General features: G+C 63.8%; 18 protein-coding genes. 12 read left to right on the top strand and 6 right to left on the bottom strand.

The window, feature by feature from the left end; all coding sequences use genetic code 11:
- The first annotated feature begins 51 nt into the window (after positions 1-51).
- Complete coding sequence (gene dnaE / locus FXY94_RS00140; RefSeq protein WP_016662976.1) at positions 52-3,603, top strand: DNA polymerase III subunit alpha; 3,552 nt, start codon at positions 52-54, stop codon at positions 3,601-3,603.
- 25 nt (positions 3,604-3,628) lie between these two features.
- Here the strand turns inward: dnaE and FXY94_RS00135 are convergent, their stop codons facing one another.
- Complete coding sequence (locus FXY94_RS00135; RefSeq protein ID WP_016662975.1) at positions 3,629-4,018, bottom strand: DUF3054 domain-containing protein; 390 nt, start codon at positions 4,016-4,018, stop codon at positions 3,629-3,631.
- Between the two features lie 94 nt (positions 4,019-4,112).
- Between FXY94_RS00135 and FXY94_RS00130 the strand changes: the two genes are divergently transcribed.
- Genes FXY94_RS00130 through FXY94_RS00115 form a run of 5 tightly spaced genes read left to right on the top strand, consistent with a single transcriptional unit; the run spans position 4,113 to position 7,989 of the window.
- Positions 4,113-4,871 carry a hypothetical protein gene (locus FXY94_RS00130; protein WP_016662974.1) on the top strand — a complete coding sequence of 253 codons (759 nt, stop codon included), beginning with the start codon at positions 4,113-4,115 and terminating at the stop codon, positions 4,869-4,871.
- Positions 4,868-5,026 (top strand): hypothetical protein, encoded by a 159-nt coding sequence (locus FXY94_RS10710; protein WP_016662973.1) that lies wholly within the window; start codon positions 4,868-4,870, stop codon positions 5,024-5,026. The genes FXY94_RS00130 and FXY94_RS10710 overlap by 4 nt, the downstream gene beginning before the upstream one ends.
- A gap of 9 nt (positions 5,027-5,035) precedes the next feature.
- Positions 5,036-5,800, top strand: a complete 765-nt coding sequence (locus FXY94_RS00125; protein ID WP_016662972.1) for a HisA/HisF-related TIM barrel protein — start codon at positions 5,036-5,038, stop codon at positions 5,798-5,800.
- Positions 5,797-6,606: an SseB family protein gene (locus FXY94_RS00120; protein ID WP_040386325.1), complete on the top strand. Its 810-nt coding sequence runs from the start codon at positions 5,797-5,799 to the stop codon at positions 6,604-6,606. The genes FXY94_RS00125 and FXY94_RS00120 overlap by 4 nt, the downstream gene beginning before the upstream one ends.
- A 9-nt stretch (positions 6,607-6,615) precedes the next feature.
- Entirely contained in the window at positions 6,616-7,989 is a 1,374-nt protein-coding gene (locus FXY94_RS00115) for an MFS transporter (protein WP_016662970.1), read from the top strand.
- A 101-nt stretch (positions 7,990-8,090) separates the two neighbouring features.
- On the opposite strand, the gene FXY94_RS00110 is transcribed toward FXY94_RS00115, so the two are convergent.
- Genes FXY94_RS00110 through FXY94_RS00095 form a run of 4 tightly spaced genes read right to left on the bottom strand, consistent with a single transcriptional unit; the run spans position 8,091 to position 12,047 of the window.
- Complete coding sequence (locus FXY94_RS00110) at positions 8,091-8,843, bottom strand: iron ABC transporter ATP-binding protein (protein ID WP_016662969.1); 753 nt, start codon at positions 8,841-8,843, stop codon at positions 8,091-8,093.
- Positions 8,840-10,021 carry an iron chelate uptake ABC transporter family permease subunit gene (locus tag FXY94_RS00105; RefSeq protein ID WP_016662968.1) on the bottom strand — a complete coding sequence of 394 codons (1,182 nt, stop codon included), beginning with the start codon at positions 10,019-10,021 and terminating at the stop codon, positions 8,840-8,842. Before FXY94_RS00105 ends, FXY94_RS00110 begins: the two co-directional genes overlap by 4 nt.
- Positions 10,011-11,030 (bottom strand): ABC transporter permease, encoded by a 1,020-nt coding sequence (locus FXY94_RS00100; RefSeq protein ID WP_040386324.1) that lies wholly within the window; start codon positions 11,028-11,030, stop codon positions 10,011-10,013. The genes FXY94_RS00105 and FXY94_RS00100 overlap by 11 nt, the downstream gene beginning before the upstream one ends.
- Positions 11,031-11,045: 15 nt before the next feature.
- Positions 11,046-12,047 carry a siderophore ABC transporter substrate-binding protein gene (locus tag FXY94_RS00095; RefSeq protein ID WP_016662966.1) on the bottom strand — a complete coding sequence of 334 codons (1,002 nt, stop codon included), beginning with the start codon at positions 12,045-12,047 and terminating at the stop codon, positions 11,046-11,048.
- Between the two features lie 392 nt (positions 12,048-12,439).
- Here FXY94_RS00095 and infC point away from each other — a divergent pair, with 392 nt between their 5' ends.
- Genes infC through FXY94_RS00070 form a run of 5 tightly spaced genes read left to right on the top strand, consistent with a single transcriptional unit; the run spans position 12,440 to position 16,657 of the window.
- Positions 12,440-13,027: a translation initiation factor IF-3 gene (gene infC, locus FXY94_RS00090; RefSeq protein ID WP_051120580.1), complete on the top strand. Its 588-nt coding sequence runs from the start codon at positions 12,440-12,442 to the stop codon at positions 13,025-13,027.
- Positions 13,028-13,056: 29 nt separating this feature from the next.
- Complete coding sequence (gene rpmI, locus FXY94_RS00085) at positions 13,057-13,251, top strand: 50S ribosomal protein L35 (RefSeq protein ID WP_016662964.1); 195 nt, start codon at positions 13,057-13,059, stop codon at positions 13,249-13,251.
- 48 nt (positions 13,252-13,299) lie between these two features.
- Positions 13,300-13,680, top strand: a complete 381-nt coding sequence (rplT, locus tag FXY94_RS00080) for a 50S ribosomal protein L20 (protein ID WP_016662963.1) — start codon at positions 13,300-13,302, stop codon at positions 13,678-13,680.
- Between the two features lie 8 nt (positions 13,681-13,688).
- Positions 13,689-14,564, top strand: coding sequence for a TrmH family RNA methyltransferase (locus FXY94_RS00075; protein ID WP_040386323.1), 876 nt, complete (start codon positions 13,689-13,691; stop codon positions 14,562-14,564).
- Entirely contained in the window at positions 14,561-16,657 is a 2,097-nt protein-coding gene (locus tag FXY94_RS00070) for a cytochrome c oxidase assembly protein (protein WP_016662961.1), read from the top strand. Before FXY94_RS00075 ends, FXY94_RS00070 begins: the two co-directional genes overlap by 4 nt.
- On the opposite strand, the gene FXY94_RS00065 is transcribed toward FXY94_RS00070, so the two are convergent.
- Complete coding sequence (locus tag FXY94_RS00065) at positions 16,645-18,033, bottom strand: family 4 glycosyl hydrolase (RefSeq protein ID WP_016662960.1); 1,389 nt, start codon at positions 18,031-18,033, stop codon at positions 16,645-16,647. The genes FXY94_RS00070 and FXY94_RS00065 overlap by 13 nt on opposite strands.
- Before the next feature lie 91 nt (positions 18,034-18,124).
- Between FXY94_RS00065 and FXY94_RS00060 the strand changes: the two genes are divergently transcribed.
- A complete protein-coding gene (locus tag FXY94_RS00060; RefSeq protein ID WP_084813894.1) occupies positions 18,125-19,132 on the top strand; it encodes a carbohydrate kinase family protein in 1,008 nt (335 codons plus the stop codon).
- Positions 19,133-19,143: the final 11 nt, after the last annotated feature.

The raw sequence follows: 19,143 nt of genomic DNA, 5'->3' as shown, positions 1-19,143 counted from the left end.
TGCGGGTTTCTGAGGCCGCCTATTTGCGCTCGGCCGACTACCATCGTGGGCATGGCTTCAGAGGATTTCGTTCACCTTCACGTCCACACTGATTACTCGATGCTCGATGGGGCCTCGAAGATCAGCAAGCTCGTGAACGCCGCCGCTGAAGCCGGCCAGAAGGCAATCGCGATCACCGACCACGGGTACGTGTTTGGTGCCTACGAGTTTTACAAGAACGCTGTAGCCGCGGGTGTGAAGCCCATCGTCGGTGTTGAGGCGTACGTGACGCCCGGAACGAGCCGCCACGATCGATCGCGCGTGCAGTGGGGCACGAAGGCGCAGCAGGATGCCGGCGATGACGTTTCGGCGCGCGGTGCCTACACCCACCTCACGCTCCTGAGCCGCACGACCGCGGGCATGCACAATCTGTTCCGGCTCGCGAGCTTCGCTTCGCTCGATGGCCAGATGGGCAAGTGGCCCCGCATGGACCGCGAGATTCTCTCGAAGTATTCCGATGGTCTGATCGCCTCCACGGGCTGCCCATCCGGTGAGATCCAGACTCGTATTCGCCTCGGGCAGTGGGACGAAGCCGTCAAGGCCGCTGGCGAATACCAGGACATGTTCGGCAAGGAGAACTACTTCGTTGAGCTCATGGATCACGGTCTTGAGCTTGAGCGGCGCGTCACGAAAGACCTCATCGAACTGTCGAAGAAGATTGGCGCGCCTCTTCTTGCCACCAACGACCTGCATTACGTGTACGAAGATGACGCGAAAATCCAGGACGCCCTGTTGTGCATCAACTCGGGCTCGACGTTCGATACGCCGGGGCGCTTCAAGTTTGATGGCTCGGGCTATTACCTCAAGAGCGCACGTGAGATGCGCGAACTTTTTCGTGAGCTACCCGAGGCGTGCGATAACACTCTCCGGGTCGCCGAAATGTGCGACGTGCAGTTCACGACGACCGCGGAGGGCGCGAACTACATGCCGCGCTTCCCGGTTCCCGAGGGAGAGGACGAGCACTCCTGGTTCGTGAAGGAAGTCCAAAAGGGTCTTCACGAGCGGTACCCGAGCGGGATCCCCGACGAAGTGCAGGAACGCGCCGACTACGAGGTTGGCATCATCACGCGCATGGGCTTTCCCGGATACTTCCTCGTCGTCTCCGACTTCATCCGCTGGGCGAAGGAACGCGGTATCCGCGTGGGGCCGGGCCGTGGCTCCGGTGCGGGCTCGATGGTGGCGTACGCGATGCGAATTACCGATCTCGACCCCCTTCCTCACGGGCTTCTCTTCGAGCGCTTCCTCAACCCGGATCGCGTGTCCATGCCCGACTTCGACGTGGACTTCGACGATCGCCGTCGCGGCGAGGTGCTCGAGTATGTGACCGAACGCTATGGAGACGACAAGGTCGCTCAGGTCATTACGTACGGCGTGATGAAAACGAAGAACTCGATCAAGGACTCGGCGCGCGTGCTCGGCGAGCCGTATGCGCTCGGCGACCAGATGACGAAGGCGCTTCCGCCCGCCGTGATGGGCAAGGACATCACGCTCAAGGGCATCTTCGACGAGAACGATAAGCGCTACGCGGAGGCTGAGGATTTCCGCCGTCAGTATCGTGAGAATCCTTCGTGGCAGCGCGTCATGGATATCGCGCAGGGCGTCGAAGGCCTCACGCGCGGCTGGGGTGTACACGCGTGCGCGGTGATCATGTCGAGCGAGACCCTCACCGACATCATCCCGATGATGCGTCGCCCTTCCGATGGGCAGATCATCACGCAGTTCGACTATCCGACGTGTGAAACCCTCGGCCTGCTCAAGATGGACTTCCTTGGGCTGCGTAACCTCACGGTGATTTCTGACGCGATTGAGAACATCGAATCGAACGGCAAAGAGGTCCCCGACCTCGACCACCTTGGCTTCGAAGATCCGGCGACATTCGATCTGCTTCAACGCGGCGATACTCTCGGCGTGTTCCAGCTCGATGGTGCGGGCATGCGCTCCCTGCTTCGCCAGATGAAACCCGATAAGTTCGGCGACATTAGCGCCGTGTCAGCCCTGTATCGTCCGGGCCCGATGGGTATGAACTCGCACACGAACTATGCGCTCAGGAAGAACGGACTCCAGGAGATCACGCCGATCCACCCGGAGCTCGAAGAACCGCTTCACGACATTCTTGCCGAGACCTACGGCGTGATCGTGTACCAGGAGCAGGTCATGCAGACCGCGCAGAAAGTCGCGGGCTTCACGCTTGGTCAAGCTGACATTCTTCGTCGAGCCATGGGCAAGAAGAAGAAGGCAGAACTCGATAAGCAGTACGTGGGCTTTCGCCAGGGCATGCTCGACCACGGCTATAGCGATTCCGCCGTGCAGGCCCTGTGGGATGTGCTGCTTCCGTTCGCGGACTACGCGTTCAACAAGTCGCACTCGGCGGCGTACGGGGTCGTGTCGTACTGGACCGCCTACCTCAAGGCGAACTATCCCACCGAATACATGGCGGCGCTTCTCACGTCGACCCAGAACAACCGCGACCGGCTCGGCCTCTACCTCGGCGATTGCCGCCACCGGCACATCACCGTGCTTCCGCCGGACGTGAACTCCTCGCTCATGAACTTCGCGGCCGTCGGTTCTGATATCCGCTTCGGGCTGTCGGCGATTCAGAATGTCGGCGCGCACGTCGTCGAAGAGATCATCAAGACGCGTGAGGAGAAGGGCGAGTTCACGTCATTCACGGACTTCCTCGACAAGGTTCCGCTTTCGGTGTGCAACAAGCGCACGATCGATTCGCTCATCAAGGGCGGCGCGTTTGACTCGCTCGGTCACAACCGCCGTTCGCTCGTCCTCGTGCACGAGGACGCGGTTGACGGGATCGTGGACGTCAAACGCAAGGAAGCTCAGGGGCAGGATGACCTTTTCGGCGGCGGCATGTTCGGCGACGACTATGCGTCGGGTAGCGCCGCGACGATTCAGATTCCGGAGCTTCCCGAGTGGGATCGCAAGCAGAAGCTCGCGTTTGAGCGCGAGATGCTTGGCCTCTACGTGAGCGATCATCCCCTTCAGGGCCTTGAGCACGTTATTGCGCAGGCGAGCTCGCATTCGATCACAGCCCTCGCGGAAGCCGAGGATACGGACTCGCTTGGGATGGTCACGATCGCGGGTCTCATCACGAATATTCAGCGCAAGATCACGAAGAAGGGCGATACGTGGGCGATCGTCACCGTCGAGGATCTCGAGGGTGCAATCGACTGTCTCATGTTCCCGCAGTCGTATCAGCAGGTTGCCACGGAGCTCGCGGGCGATCTCGTCGTCTCGATGAAGGGGCGCGTCGACAACTCGAAGGGGTCACCCGAGATGCGCGTGCAGGAGATGCGGGTGCTTGACACGTCCGGGGCGATGTCCGATGGTCCCTTGATGATCACCGTTCCCGATTCACGCATGACGAGCGAGGTCGCCCAGCAGCTCCGGGGGATTCTCGAGGATAACCCGGGCGGGAGCGAGGTGCGCCTGCGTCTTACCGAGCCCGGCCGATCGACGCTTATGCGCGTGGACCGGCGACTGTCGGTGGCGCCTTCGCCTGCCCTTTTTGCCTCCCTCAAGACCTTGCTGGGCGCGCAGTGCTTGAACTAGGGGCGCTCGGGGTGCGGCCGCGGGTTTAGTGCGTGGAGCTGTGTCCGACGTCTGCCTGCTTCCGTCGCGTCACAAGCCCCGCGATCACACGCCAGCCCAGGAGGAAGAGCGCGTTGACGGCGAAGGAGACGAGAACGAACGGCAGCGCGGTGCCCGCGCCCGTGAGGGTGCGCAGAAGCATCGCGGTCACGACCGTGATGGCAACGATGAACACGCCGTGGGGCCACAGCCGCCACGGTTCGACCCGCCACGCGCGCAGCACGAGGTGGGCGAGCACGAGTCCCGCGAGGAATGGCCACGCGACACGCGCAAGGTTCACGAGCGTGAGCGCGCCGTTGTGGCTCAGAGTTCCGAGTACGGAAAAGAGGACAACAAGGAAAGCGTCGGCCGCGAGGGCCCTGTAGTAATTTCTCACCCCGCCACCCTAGCCCCTTCCCGGGGCGTAAAATTACGTGAGGGTCCGTGAAGGTGACGGACCCGCCCACCGACGTCGACGAAAGGCCCGCACGATGACCGCGACCCCCAGCAACGGCGAGAACGGCGAGAGCGATCGCGATAAGGCGAAAATCGATGCCGAGTTCGAGGCGATGATGCGGGGGATCGACATCGACGATTCGATCCTAGGCTCAGGGGACGAACCGCCCACCGGATACGCGGTTCCCGGCAGTCTGCGCAAGCCAACGGGACCCAACACGCCGGGAAGCGCCGGCTCGCTCACGGGCCCCACTCCAGCGACGCCCGGCGGAAGCGGCGATGACGTGGAGGTCCCCGACGATCTCTCGACCCTCCATGATTCCGCGCCGGCCGAAGACCCGGCAGCCCCCACCCCGATCGCCATTGTCGCAACCCCACTCGCGTCGGCGAAGGCGCTCGCGGGCGTGGTGCGTCTTGCGCTCGCCGCTGAAGACGATCGCACACCGTTTCCCGAGGGAGCCGTCACTGCGCAGGCGGAAACAGGCGCGATCCTCACGGGCCACGTGGATGAGGAAGAGGCACACACGCTTGCCCGCCTCGTGTCCCTCGGGCTTCAGCGCCAAGGCGTCGTGATGTTTTGGCGCCGCGGTGATCGCATGATTGCGTTCCGCTACCGCGCGGGTCGCAACGAAGGGGAGACCTCACCGGCACTCGTGCTCGGCGCGCTCGCGGGGGAGGTCGAGGATCTTCTCCTCGGCGTCGATGCGCTCGAGGATCTCGAGGAGACGTACGATCCCTCGAGCATCAGCCGCCTCGAAGCGGTTAAGTGGATCGCGGGCGGGCGACGCAAGTGATTCTCGCCTACGTCATGCTTGCCTTTGGAGGGATTCTCCTCGGCGGCGCCTACTCGTTCACGAAGCAAAAGAAGCCGGTTCTCGCTGTCATCGCGCTCGCAGTTACTGGCCTCGCGTGCGTTCTCGTCGCCTTTTGGCGTATCCGGATGGGCTAGGGATGGAGCATGTCTCAGCTCACCCTTCTGCCCGCTATTGACATCGCGGATGGGGCTCTCGCGCGCGCACCGCGCGGGCACGACGGCCCGCACCCAGCCGAGGCTGCGCGCCTCTTCGCGCGCAGCGGCGCCGCGTGGATCCACCTTGCTGACCTCGACCGGGCTTTTGGGAGAGGGAGCAATGACACGCTGCTCGCCGAGATCGTGCGCGGCGCACAGGACCTCGGGGTTCGCACCCAGTGTTCGGGCGGTATCGACTCTCCCGATGCCCTCACCACGGCGCTCGCAACCGGGTGTGCGCGCGTCAATCTCTCCGCTTCCGCGCTCGCGGACCGTGGCTTTGTGCGAGAGGCGATTGATATGCACGCAGAGCGTATCGCCGTGTGCGTCGACGTGCGCGGAACCCTCGTTCACCCTCGCGGAAGCGCGGACCCCATCGGGGAGCTCACGGACATCCTCGCGTTTCTCAACGACGCGGGCTGCGCTCGCCTCATCGTCACGGAGATCGATCGCGACGGCGCTCTCTCGGGCCCGCCCCTTGCCCTCCTCGAGAGCGTCTCGAGGGCGACCGACGCCGAACTCATCGCATCGGGAGGAATCGCGGATCTGAAAGACATCGAGGAGCTCGCGCGGCTTGCCGGCCACACCCGAGTGGCGGGTGCCATCATGGGCCGTGCCCTCCTCGAAGGGCGCTTTGGTCTCGCGGAGGCTCTCGCATGCGTGCAGAGAGCCGAAAGCGAGGGTGCCGAGCAACCGTCGGAAAGGAAAAAATGAGCCTTCGGAGACAAGATCCCAAGGTCGCGCGCACGCTACCCCCGCATTTCGCAACGAAGGATCAGCGCGCGGACACCGCGGGAACACCGTGGCACGGGCGCGACCTCACGCCCTCACACTTCCCCGGTGATGTGGGGGAGCGACACGAGGGTGTCGCCAAGGCGCTCGACGCGTGCGATGCGGGGGAGGACCCTACACGCGAAAAGCTCGTCGAGGCCCTAGCCGGCACGCGTGTGCTCATTCCAATCCAAGCGATCGCAACCGAGACCGCGACAACAGCGAGCGGGCTGCACGCCGATAACGCCTCCGACATGGCTATGCTCAAGCTTCAACTGCGCGATGGGCACATGGCGCTTCCCGTGTTCACAAGCGCCGCGGCTCTATCCGCGTGGAGTCCCGAGGCCCGACCCGTGCCGATGGTGCTCGAACAGGCAGCTCAGTCGGCCGTCGCCGAGGGGTGCACGTGCCTCGCCCTCGACCTCGGACGCGACGGCGCACCGCTCGTTCTTCGCCGATCGGCGCTCTGGGCAATCGCGCAGGGCAGGCGTTGGTGCGCGCCTTACAAAGACTCGACGGTGCTCGACGAAGTTGAGGCACTCGTGGCTGCCATCGACGGAGTTGACGGTGCCGAAGTGCTGGCAGGACAGGAGCGCGAAGTCGAGTTGAAGCTCGGCCTCACTCCCGGCCTCGAGCAAGCAGAGCTCGATGCACTCATGGCGCGGGTCCGCACCTACCTCGCCCACTCCCAGGTCATCGCGGAGCGAGTCAGTTCCCTGAAAATCACCGTGGTCCCGGCGCGGCGATAGGATCGTCTGGTGGCTCTTTCGACGTACCGCGAGGTTCTCCAGGTTCCCAAGGCACCCTCCATTTATCTCCTTGGGTTCCTCGCACGCTTCCCGTTTTCTGCAACGGGTCTCGTGCTGACGCTCCACACCGTCATGAGCCTCGGCCAGAATTACATGATGGCCGGTCTCGTCGTGACCTCTTCGACTCTTGGTGCGGCGATCTCGGCGCCGTGGCGAGGGCGGCTCATGGATACGAAGGGGCTTGCGCGCACCCTCATTCCGCCGATCATCGTCAACCTCGTCTTTTGGGCGATCGCGCCGTTTTTGCCGTTCGGACTTCTCCTCCCAGCGGTCTTTGTTGCGGGGCTGTTTTCGATCCCGGTCTTTTCGATCGTGCGTACCTCCCTTTCGGTTGTCATCCCCGCAAAGATTCGTAAATCCGCGTTCGCTCTGGACTCCGTTATCACCGAGTTCGTGTTCATGCTCGGCCCGGCTGCGGGAACCGTCCTTGTCTTCACGTGGGGCTCGTACGTGGCGATGTGGGTGATCGGGGGCGCGGTTGTCATCGCCGGCATCGGGCTCATGATCGTTGACCCGCCCCTCTCGAGCGAGCAGATCGTGCTGCCGACACGTATGCCCGAGCCGCTCGAAGTTGCCGAGAGCGGCCTCGAGCGCTCGCCCGCAGCGGTCGCTGAGCGCATCGCCTTCGAGAACACACAAACCGGTCAAATCACTGCTCTGTCCCAGGCCGACCTCGACGAGACCTCTCCCGAAACGTCGCGAGCGCTCGACGAAGCCCGCTCCCTCGCGCGCAGGCAACTCCTCTCGCTCGGCGGCATCGCGATCCTCATCGCGACGGCGGTGGGCAGCGTCATCCTCGTCACCGGGGACTTGGGCATCGTTGCCCTCATGGAAGAACTCGATCACAAAGACTTCATCGGCCCCGTCGTCGCGATCTGGTGCCTCGGCAGCGCGATCGGTGGCCTCGCCTACGGTGCCATGAAAAACGATCTTCACCCGCTGTGGGTGCTCTTCTGGCTGTCGATCGTGACCATGCCCATCGCGCTTGTATCGAACCTTCCCACGGCCTTCATCCTGTGCTTCATATCCGGGCTCGGGATCGCGCCGAGCATCGCCGCAACGGGCGAAGCGATCTCGCGGCGCGTTCCCGAGATTGCGCGCGGCGAGGCCATGGGCTGGCACGGTAGTGCCATGACGATCGGCTCGAGCCTTGGCAGCCCAATCGTGGGCGTCGTCATCGACGCGGGTGGCGCCGGCGCGGCGTTCTTTTCCGCGGGTGCGTTCGGTCTCGTCGTCGCCGTGTGCGGGCTCGTGGCCATGCGCGTGCACCGCTCGCGCGTGAGGGCGCGCGCAGCACAAGAACTCGGTATCGAGGCGGCCTAGGTGACCGTCGGCCCCAGAACGGTTCGGGCAGCCGCCTGACGTGCCCTCATTCCCGGCCCGCCCCGCCGGATTTCCTCCCTCGGGTGGCGTGCGCGGCAGGTTTAGAAGTAGACGGCGAGCGGCCCGCGCGGCCCGTCAACGACGTCGACGTCGGTCTTGAACACGCGCGAGAGGGTTTCGCCGCACACGATTTCGGTGGGTGAGCCCTGGACGGTGACCTTGCCGTCGTTCATCGCGATGATGTGGTCCGCGTAGTGGGCCGCGAAGTTGATGTCGTGCACGACGATCACGACCGTGCGCCCCAGCTCGTCGCTCGCGCGACGAAGCTGTTTCATCATTTGCACGCTGTGCTGCATGTCGAGGTTGTTGAGTGGTTCATCGAGCAGCAGATATTCGGTGTCTTGCGCGAGCACCATCGCGACGTATGCGCGCTGGCGCTGGCCTCCCGAAAGCTCGTCGAGAAAGCGATTCTCGAGCGGCGTGAGGTTCACGAAATCGATCGCTTCGGACACGATTCGCTCGTCTTTGACGGTGAGCCGGCCACGCGAATACGGGAAGCGACCAAAAGCGACGAGCTGGCGCACCGTGAGGCGAGTGACGAAGTGATTGTCTTGGCGGAGGATCGCGAGCATCGTCGAGACCTCGCGCGAGGGCATCGTAGCGATATCGCGCTCGTCGATCGTGATCGTGCCCGAATCCGGCTCGAGCAGGCGGCCAATCATGGTCAGGAGAGTAGATTTGCCCGCGCCGTTCGGGCCCACGAGAGCGGTGAGGCCGCTCGAAATCTCGACGTTGACGGGACCGATCTGTACGCCCTGCCCATAGTTTTTCGTGAGGTTCTCTACGCGAATCACAGGCGCCCCTTTCGGAGAATGAACAGCAAAAACGCGAGCCCGCCAATGAGCTCGATGATGACGGTGACCGCGCCCTGCGCGTTAAAGACGTGCCGGAGGATGAAGTAGGCGAGCGTCATGACGTCGTAGCCGATGAGGATTGCCGCGGGAAACAGGAGCCGGTGGTCGTAGGTGTCGGTGAGCTGATAGGTGAGGGCGGCGATGAGGAAGCCGAGGAAGGTCATCGGGCCGACGAGCGAGGTCGTCATCGCCATGAGAATCGAGACGAGAAGAAGCACGAGGATCGTTGCGCGCTTGTGGTGAACGCCGAGGTTGGTCGCCGTTTCGCGCCCGAGTGCGAGAACGTTGAGGCGAGGCGAGTAAGCGAACAACAGTGCTGCGGTGAGCACGACAATCGGGATCACGAACGGGAGGTGGGTGAGTTCGGCGTTTGAGATATTGCCGAACATGCGGGTTGTGAGGATGTCGAAGTCGCTCGGATCAAGCAGCCGCTGCATAAACGTTGAGAGCGAGCCCAGGCCGCCGCCGAGGACGATTCCCACGAGGAGCATGACGTGAATGCTGCCCGTCTTTGAGTTGAGCAGCCAGCCGTACAAGAGCCCGGAGAAGCCCACCATGAGGGCCGCCATAAGGAAGAACTGCCCGGTACCCGTGAGCTGCGTAATCCCCGCCGCGCCAAGGAAAAATACCGCGGACGTGTGCAAAAGGACGTACAGCGACTCGAAGCCCATGATCGAGGGCGTGATGATGCGGTTCGCCGTCGCCGTTTGGAAGGCGATGGTGGCGAATGCCTGGCACGTGGCGACCACCGCCATGACGACGATCGCGCTCGCGCGCATCGTCGCGATCCGCCAGAAACCCTCGCTTCCGAAGGGCAGCGGGTTGTTCCACGCCAAGATTCCGGTGGTCGTCAGCACCGCGATCGTGGCGAGACTCGCGAGCAGGAGCGCGTATCGGGTGCGTGAGGAACGGGTGATGAAGGGACCGGAGTGCCGTTCGGGAGCGCACGCGCTTACGCGCGCTGGTCCGACGGTTGCCAGCAGATTGGGAATGCCCTTGTGTGTGCGCTGCTCCTGTGCTTTCTCGACGTCGCGAATGTCGGTGACGGTCGCGAGCGAGGGATCCTTGAGAGTTGCCGCGCTCGGATGGAGGGTGGGCTCGCGGGTGCTATCGTCCACGACGGTTCCTCCTCACGATAAGGGCGAGAAAAACTGCCGCGCCGATGATGCCGAGCACGACGCTCACGGGCATCTCGAATGGGGCGATGATCGTGCGTGCGATGAGGTCGCAGACCGTCACGACCCACACCCCGAGCAGCATGACCCAGGGAAGGTTTGAGCGCAGATCGTCTCCGCGGATCATTGAGACCATGTTCGGGACGATGAGGCCGAGGAAGGGCAGGCGCCCCACGATCACGGTGACAATTCCGGTGGCCACTGCGACGAGGAAGACACCGAGAAAAACGACGGCGCGATAGTTGAGGCCCACGTTAGTGGCGACATCCTTGCCGAGGCCCGCGACCGTGAAGCGATCCGCGACGATGAACGCCGCGACGAGAACGAGGAGCACGAGGAAGAGAAGCTCGTAGCGGCCGCGGACAAGACCCGTGAAACTTCCCGTGAACCAGATGCCGAGGCTTTGCAGCGTGTCGGTTTCGAGGGCAATAAAGGTTGTCAGTGACCCGACGACAGCGCCGAGCATGATGCCGACGATGGGCACGATGAGAGAGCTCTTGAGGCTTACGCGCTCGAGGAACCCAAAAAATACGAGGGTGCCGATAAGCGCGAAGATGATCGCACCGACCATGCGGGGAACGAGCCCTGCCGTAGGGAAGAGGATCATCACGGCTATGAGGCCGAGACTCGCCCACTCGGTCGTGCCCGTCGTGGAGGGCTCAACGAACTTGTTTTGCGTGAGCAGCTGCATGATGAGGCCGCACATCGCCATCGTGCTGCCCGACAGCACGAGCGCAAGCGTTCGTGGGACGCGCGTGATGAGGAAGATGTCCCATCCACGATCGCCACCCGTGATGTCGTAGACGCCCACGAAAAGTGAGAGCACGAGAAGGGCGAGGGTCGCGAAGAGAGCGACGATCAGGGCGATGCGATTGCGTCGAGGGCCCGCGAGCGAGGTTCCGCTCGCGGGCCTTCTCCGCTCCGCCGGTGGGGCGGCTTCTGTCACACTCATGCAGTCCTTTGTGCGTCAGCTCTTTTTCGACTCGAGAGCGTCCGCGAAGGTCTCGAGGAATTCCGTGTAGGCCTGGATGTCCTCGGTGATGTAGAAGTTCGAGGGCATGTACACGACGTGACCTTCGGTGATGGCCGTGACGTGCGCGAGGGCTTCAGCGTTCTCGATGAGTTCGGCGGCGGGCTTGTAACCTTCCTCGTCGGCGGCGACGGCCGCGTCGCGGTCCATGACGATGATCCAGTCGGGGTTCGCGGAGGCGATGGCTTCAAGGGAGACGTCATCGCCCTGGTGATCGCTCGTGCCTTCGACCTCGAGCGCGGGAGTGAGGCCCAGGACGGGGAACAGGGGGCCTACGGCCCTGCCCGTTTTGGGAGCCGCATAATTGATCGTTCCGCCCGAGGTAATGAGCCCCATGACCGTGTTGTCGGTGGAATATGCCGTCTTGACGCGCTCGATGGCGGCCTCGAAAGCCTCGATGAGCTTCTGCGCTTCGGTTTCGTGTCCGAGGGTGGCGCCGAGGAGTGTGATCTGGCGCTTGAGCTCGTCGTCGAGCGGTTTCTTCTCAGTGTCGATGTCGGTGTCGACGATCGCCGCGTTTGGCACGAGAGCCTTGATGTCCTCGTAGTACTGCGCGTAGCGCTGGCCATTGAGAACGAGATCGGGATCGGCAGCGACGAACTGTTCGAGGTCGGGTTCGCGGTGTGATCCCGAATCGAGAATGTTCTCGTCATCCTTGTAGGAAATGCCCTTCGGCATGAGCTGGCGCGGCGCGACGACCAGGTCGACTCCCCATGCCTCGAGGCTGCGGAAGATCCGGTTGTCGGTTGCACCAATGCGTTTCGGTGATACGGGAACGTCCACTTTGCCGCGAGCGTCGGTGACGGTGCGGGTGCCGCTCGCGTCGCTTGACGACCGGGCGTCCTGCTTTGTCGAGTCGCCACTGCACGAGGCGAGGGCGCCCGTGGAGCACGCGGCAAGGGTGAAGAGGCCGAGCTGTCGGCGCGTCATGGACGTCATAGAGTCTCTTTTCTGTGTCGTCCTCGGTCGCTCATCGACTGAGGTAAGGCTGCCCTATCCTTACAGAGGCCGCGCCGATTATGCAAAATCAGGATTTCTTAATTGGTGATGTGTGAGAAGTGTGGCGAACGGGAAAGTCGTAGGGGATGGGTGGCGTCGGGCTTGTAAGGCCTGCCACACGGGCGCGGCCATCCCTTCCGCACAATCGCGCCGCCTGCTAACGTTGTTGTTCGGAACATTCGCGTTCCCTTACAAGTGGAGCCCACTCCCACCCGAGCGGCCGAGGCTGCCGGGTCAGTACGAGACTCACGCACCCTCGCGTGAGTTGGGCCTCCGCATGCACGGGGGCCTTTTTTGATGTTCCAGGCATTTCTATTGTGTGAGGAGCAGTCATCAGCGAACAGCGAATCAACGGGCAGATCCGCTCGCCCAAGGTCCTTCTTGTGGGGCCCAACGGTGAACAGGTCGGGGAAGTCCGTATCGAAGACGCGTTGCGGCTCGCGAACGAAGCCGATCTCGACCTCGTCGAGGTTGCTCCGGGTGCGAACCCACCGGTCGCACGCCTCATGGACTACGGAAAGTTCAAATACGAAGCGAAGCTCAAAGCTCGCGAGGCGCGCAAGAACCAGGTCAATGCCCAGCAGAAGGAAATTCGCATGGGCCTCAAGATTGACACGCACGACTACGAGACCAAGAAGCGCAACGTCGAGAAGTTCCTCAACGGTGGCGACAAGGTCAAGGTCATGATTCGATTCCGCGGCCGTGAGCAGTCGCGCCCCGAAATGGGCATGAAGCTCATGCAGCGAATGGCTGAGGACGTCGCTGAAGCAGGCTTCGTCGAATCCCACCCGCGCGTCGATGGCCGCACGATGGTCATGGTGCTCGGGCCGCACAAGAAGAAGTCCCAGGCTCGCGCCGAAGCCCGCAAGCGCAAGAGCGATGCGGAAAAGGCCGCAGCGAAGGAAGCCAGCGCCGAATAGGGCGCTTAATCAGAAGGAGAACAGGCACTATGCCGAAGAACAAGACGCACTCCGGTGCGAAGAAGCGCATCCGCATCACCGGCTCCGGCAAGCTGCAGCGCCAACGCGCAAACGCGTACCACAAGGCCGAGGCCAAGACCTCGCGCCACAAGCGCCGCCTCGCCGGCGTGACCGACGTTGCCAAGAGCGACGTCAAGAACCTCAAGCGCATGCTTGGCCGCTGAGTTTTCAGCACCCCATAAGACTTTTCATTTCGACCAAAGGAGAATCACGTGGCACGCGTGAAAAGGGCGGTCAACGCCAAGAAAAAGCGCAGGGAGATCCTCGAACAGGCCTCCGGTTACAGCGGTCAGCGCTCGCGCCTGTACCGCAAGGCGAAGGAGCAGGTGCTCCACTCGGGTACCTACAGCTACCGCGATCGCAAGGTTCGCAAGAGCGACTTCCGTCGCCTCTGGATCCAGCGCATCAATGCTGCGGCACGCGCCAACGGCATGACCTACAACCGCTTCATCCAGGGCCTCGGCCTCGCGGGTGTCGAGGTTGATCGCCGTATGCTCGCCGAACTCGCCGTGAACGACTCGGCTGCTTTCGCCCAGCTCGTGACCATCGCGAAGAACGCCCTCCCGAAGGACGTCAACGCACCGGTAGCCTGATCTACCCAATGACACACTCTGAGCGCCCGGAGGGTGCGATGCTGACGCCGCGCAGTGCGCGTGTCGGAAAAATCGCCGCCCTTTCCGGGCGCTCAGTGCGTCAGCGCGAAGGTCGATTCCGGGTGGAGGGGCCCCAAGCGATACGCGCACTCCTCGAACGCGAAGCTCGCGACAGAGCCGAGGGGCGGGATGGCATCCTCGACGAGCTCTACCTGACGACAAAAGCGCGCGACGCACATCCGGAGCTCGAGCAGCTTGCTGAGACGGTCGGCGCGCGCCCGCGCCTCGTCACCCCCGACGTCATTGAGGCCATGGTGCGCGAGCAGGGCCATCAGAGCGTCACAAATCCTCAGGGTGCCATCGCCGTTGCGCGAAGTGTGGAGCGTGACTGGCGTGATCTGCTCGATGCCCAGGGGACGGGGCCCGTGACGATCGTCGTGTGCGAGCGCCTTCAGGACCCCGGTAACGCCGGGCTCGTCATGCGCACGGCCGACGCCTCCGGTGCCCACGCCGTGTTCTTTTCCGAGGGCTCTGTCGACCCGCTCGCGCCCAAGGTTGTACGCGCAAGTGCCGGAAGCCTCTTTCACGTTCCTTTTGCCCGCAAGGTCCCCATGGGGGAACTCCTCGATGCGCTGCGCTCTCGCAGCATCGCAACGGCAGCGACGAGCCCGCGCGGTGCGCAGAATCTTTTTGACTGGACTCCTCCCGAGCGCCTCGCGTGGCTCATGGGCAACGAGGCCCACGGTCTTGACGCGGCAACGCTCGAGGCGGCCGATGCTCGCGTGGCCATCCCGATTTACGGGAGCGCCGAATCTCTCAACCTTGCAACGGCCACAACCCTGTGTTTGTTCGAGTCGGCGCGCGCACGAGCAGGTGCGCGGTGAAAGGACTCTCGCGCACTCTCCTGCCCCTGAGCGTCCTCGTCATTGTTGCCGGTGGTCTCGCCGGGGTCCTTGGCCTCACCCTCACCGGTGAAGCAAACGGACCGCTTGCGAGCACGTTTGGCACCATTACCAACGACCTTGTCGTCGCCGTCAAGTGCGCCGAATACCTCGCGCTTGCCCTCGCCTTCGGCTATGCCCTCACGCTAAGCCTCTTTCAACCGGGCGTCGGCCGCACGCGCGGCCACAAGAGCCCTCGTCTGAGCGATATGCAGGATCGGCAGCGCCGGCTCGCCGTACGCTTCACCCTCGGCTACGGGCTGCTCCTCGCGCTCGGCACCTATCTCACGTACGCCAACGCGCGGGGGTCGATGTCCCCTCAGCAGCTCGGATACTTCATATGGAGGACCGACCTGGGGCGCGCCACCGTGTGGGCCCTCGTCTTCGCGCTCCTATCCGCGGGAATCGGCGCCCTCACGAGGCACCTGCGCGGAGCAGGGTGGCTGACCGCCCTGCTTGCCCTGAGCGTCATCGCCCTCGGCTTCCTCGGGCACGCCGGCAACTCGACCGACCACCTCAACGCCGTCAACGCCATGATCGCGCATCTCCTTGGCGTTCTCACGTGGCTCGGTCCGCTCCTCGTGTTTCTTGCCGAAGCACACCGAACCGATACCGCGACTCTCGCAACGTGGCTCAAGCGCTATAGCCCGTGGGCTCTCTTTGCCATCCTCGCGCTCGTCTATTCCGGGATCATCAACGCCGCGATCCGGCTGGAAAACCCCGCGCAATTCGTCACCACTCGCTACGGATGGCTCGTGCTTCTCAAGGCCCTGCTTACGGTTGCCATCGCCGCGATTGGGTACGCGCAACGGCGCCGCGCGCTCACCCCGCTTGTGAATACCTACACCTCCGTCGCGCGCGGCGACAGGATGAAGGGAACCGTCGGACCGGCCCACGCGCATGTCGAGCGCGCAGCCCGCCGCGCTTTCGCTCGCCTCGCGCGCGTGGAGGTGCTCATTGCTGCCGTCATTCTCGGCGCCTCAAGTGCCCTCGGCCGTTCCGAGCCGCCCGTACCCCAGTACGTGCCGCCCGAGACCTATCGCGTACTTTCTCTCGTGGGATACGAGCCTCCGAGCGGCGAGTTCTCCCTCCTGAGCCTCGTCACCGTATGGCAGATGGACTGGATGTTCACGGGCGTTGCTGCTCTCTTTGCCGTGCTCTACCTCCTGGGGCTTGCCCGTCTGCGTGCACGCGGAGACCACTGGCCGCACTCGCGCACGATCTTCTGGCTTGCGGGGTGTCTCGCACTTTTCTGGGTGATGAGCGGTGGTGCGGCCGCGTTCGGGCGCGTGCGCTTCGATGCCCACATGACCCAGCACATGGCGCTCATGGTTATTGTCCCGCCGCTTCTCGTACTCGGCGCGCCGGTCACGATGCTCAGCCGGGCCGCGACGCCCAGGAGCGACGGCTCGCGCGGCATGCGCGAGTGGATCCTCGCGATCCTTCACACGCGCTACGCGACCGTCGTCTCAAGCCCGCCGATTGCGGGTTTCCTCTTCGCGGGCTCGCTCGTGCTGTTTTATTTCACCCCGTTTTTCACGTGGGCGATGTTCGAACACGTCGGTCACCTCCTCATGACCGTCCACTTCCTCCTTGCGGGCTACCTGTTTGCGTGGGTGATTATCGGCATCGACCCCGCCCAAAAGCCCATAAGCCCCGTACTCAAGCTCGTCACGCTGCTTGTGACGCTCACGTTCCACGCCTTCTTTGGCATCGCTGTCGTGAGCGCGACCTGGCTCATCGGCGGAGATTGGTACACGCTTCTCAATATGTTCCCGCGCGCTGAACTTGAGCGTCAGCAATTTGCGGGCGGCTCGATCATGTGGGGTATCAGCGAGGTCCCCACGGCGTTCTATGCCCTCATCGCGGGAATCCAGTGGTCGCGCAGCGAAGAGAGGGCGGCCCGTAACTATGACCGCAAGGCGGAGCGCGACGGTGGGGCTGAGCTCGAAAACTACAACGCCTACTTGCGTGCCCTACAGGATGGCGAGGGCACGCACGTAGGCGATGAGTCTGATTCCGCTCAGCGTAGGTAGGCGAGGTCCTCGGCGAAGCTTTCTTTGGCCTTCGCGAGCAGCTCGCGCGCGACACCGACGCCGTCGACGAGCGGGTGGGAGAAGAACGCCTCGACGGCCAGATCGGCGCTTCCCTCGCGGGAAGCAGCGATTACGGTGCGCTCGGCGTTCTTTACCTGGGTGACGAGTGCGAGCTGGTGGCCCGTGAGCCCGGTGACGTCCAGTGGCGTCGCGCCCTTGGAGTCGATGCGGCACGGAGCTTCGACGACGGCATCGTCCGGGAGCGACGGAATGCGGCCCCTATTGGGCGTGTTGACGATCAGCTCGGTCGCCTGATCGAAGGCGAGGGCCTTCATCACGGCGAGCGCAACGCGATCGTAACCGCCCGATTCGATGTCCGCGGCCTCGCGCTCGATTCCACCCGCGGCTTCGCGGTTCGTCGCCATATACGTTTCTTCGCGCTCTTCACGCGTGCGGTTCCATGCCTCGAATGCCGCGTGCCCGTCGAGCTGCGCGGCTTCGCGATAGAAGTCGGCCTGCTGGGCGGCGAGGAAGATCCCGCGCGTTGCTTCCGCGCGGTCGTCGGCAAGGCGAGCCTCGCGCGCGTAATAGTAGTAGTGTAGGTACTCGTTCGGCAGCGCGCCAATGTGCTGAACCCATTTGGCGCCGAAAAGCTTGCCCTCCTCGAACGATTCAATGAGGTCGGGGCGCTCGAGAACCGTGGGGAGAACATCGCGGCCGTTCACGAGGATGCGGTGCACCCAACCGAGGTGGTTGAGGCCCAGGTAGTCGATGTGTACCGGACCGCCGGTTTCGAAAATGCGGCTGCTCGTGCCGGTATCGACCTCGCCGGCATCTTCGAGTGCTGTGAGGGCGTGGCGGGCGAGGCCCACGGGGGAGTCGCAAATGCCGATCACGCGGTCACCGAGAATCTCGCTCGAGACCTCGGTAATGATTCCCGCGGGGTTCGTGAAGTTGATGAGGTAGGCGCTTGGGGCTTCTTCGCGGATTGCCTCCGCGATGGCCCTCGCCACGGGAATACCGCGAAGTGCGTAGCTCAGGCCGCCGAAGCCCGTCGTCTCCTGGCCGAGCACGCCGCACGAATGCGCGATGCGCTCGTCCTGCGCGCGGCCATCGGTGCCGCCGACGCGAATCGCACTGAAAACAAAATCGGCTCCGCGCACTGCATCGCGCATGTCAGTAGCGATGCGTACGCTCGGCGCGTGGGGCACCGAGGCGGTCATGGCCTCGACGATCCGCGCCATCGTGCGCAAACGCTCCTCATTCGCATCCCACAGGGTGAGGGCGCGAACCCGCTGTTCGGAGCTGTCCTTGAGGAGCGTGCGAACCATGAGCGGGACGCGGAAGCCTCCTCCACCGAGCAGCGTGAGTTTCATGTGAGGGCCTCCTCATGGGTGTGGTGTGAACGAGTGCGACAGGTGCACTCGCGTCTTTGACGGGCGCCCGTGCGCGCCATAGCCTTTTTACGTGACGAACCTGAATCAAGATCTAGCCTGCAACGATGCGGCACCAACGACCCTATCGCTTCGTGATCTCGCATGCGTGGGACCTGTGTTCCTCGATGTCCTTTTCACGCCTTTCACCCAGCTCCCGGAGCTTGGCGAGGAGTGCCATACGCAGTCCGTTGCCCTCGCTGTTGGAGGCGCGGCAAACGTTGCGCGTGCCGCGGCGGCGCTCGATATGGACGTCACGCTCGGAACCGAGCTTGGTGAAGGGCCCATTTCCCGACTCGTCGAGCCGATGCTCGAGGCCGACGGTGTGGGACTCGGAGCGAGCGTGAGGCGCGCGGGCTGGGATGTTCCGTGTACAGCGGCGATCCCGTACGAAGGCGATCGCATGTTCTACACGGGGGGCCTGCCGAGCGCTCCGCTTGCGACGACCGAGCATGTTCTTGCCGAGCAAGCGCAGCACCTCACGGTCTCGCTCGAGCGCGACACCATGCCTCTGCTTGCGGGGGAGCGGGAGCGCGGCACGCGAATCTGGGCCGACGTTGGCCACGACGACTCGGGCGCGTGGGATCCGGCGATCTTGCGCCACCTCGAGCATTGCTACGCGTTTTGCCCAAATGACGAGGAAGCCAAACGCTACACACGCACCGATTCCGCGCTCGAGGCCGCGCGCGCACTTGCCGATCGGGTGGAGCTCGTCGTGGTGTCTCGTGGCCGAAAGGGGCTTGTCGCGATCGATGCGGGTCGCGGTCAGGTGCTCGAGAGGCCGGGGTTTGTCGTCGAGCGCGCGAATGCGACGGGAGCGGGGGACACGCTCGTGGCGGCGCTCGTGACCGCGGTGGTCGCGGGGCGTGAGCTCGGGGAGGCTCTCGATTTTGCGCAGCTCGTCGCCGCTGCGCGCGTTGCGGGTGCTGCCGCGCACGGTATGCCGCCGGGCCGAGAGGCGCTCAGCGCTTTCGCTGGCACGTATGGAGCGCGAGAAAAAGAGCTGGTCGAGGAGACCCTCGACCAGCTCGCTTCGCGATAATCGCGGCGTGA

This window comes from Dermabacter jinjuensis, from assembly GCF_902381725.1.
In the GTDB taxonomy this organism is placed as follows: Bacteria; Actinomycetota; Actinomycetes; order Actinomycetales; family Dermabacteraceae; genus Dermabacter; species Dermabacter hominis.
This window is presented reverse-complemented; position numbering and strand designations above follow the sequence as displayed.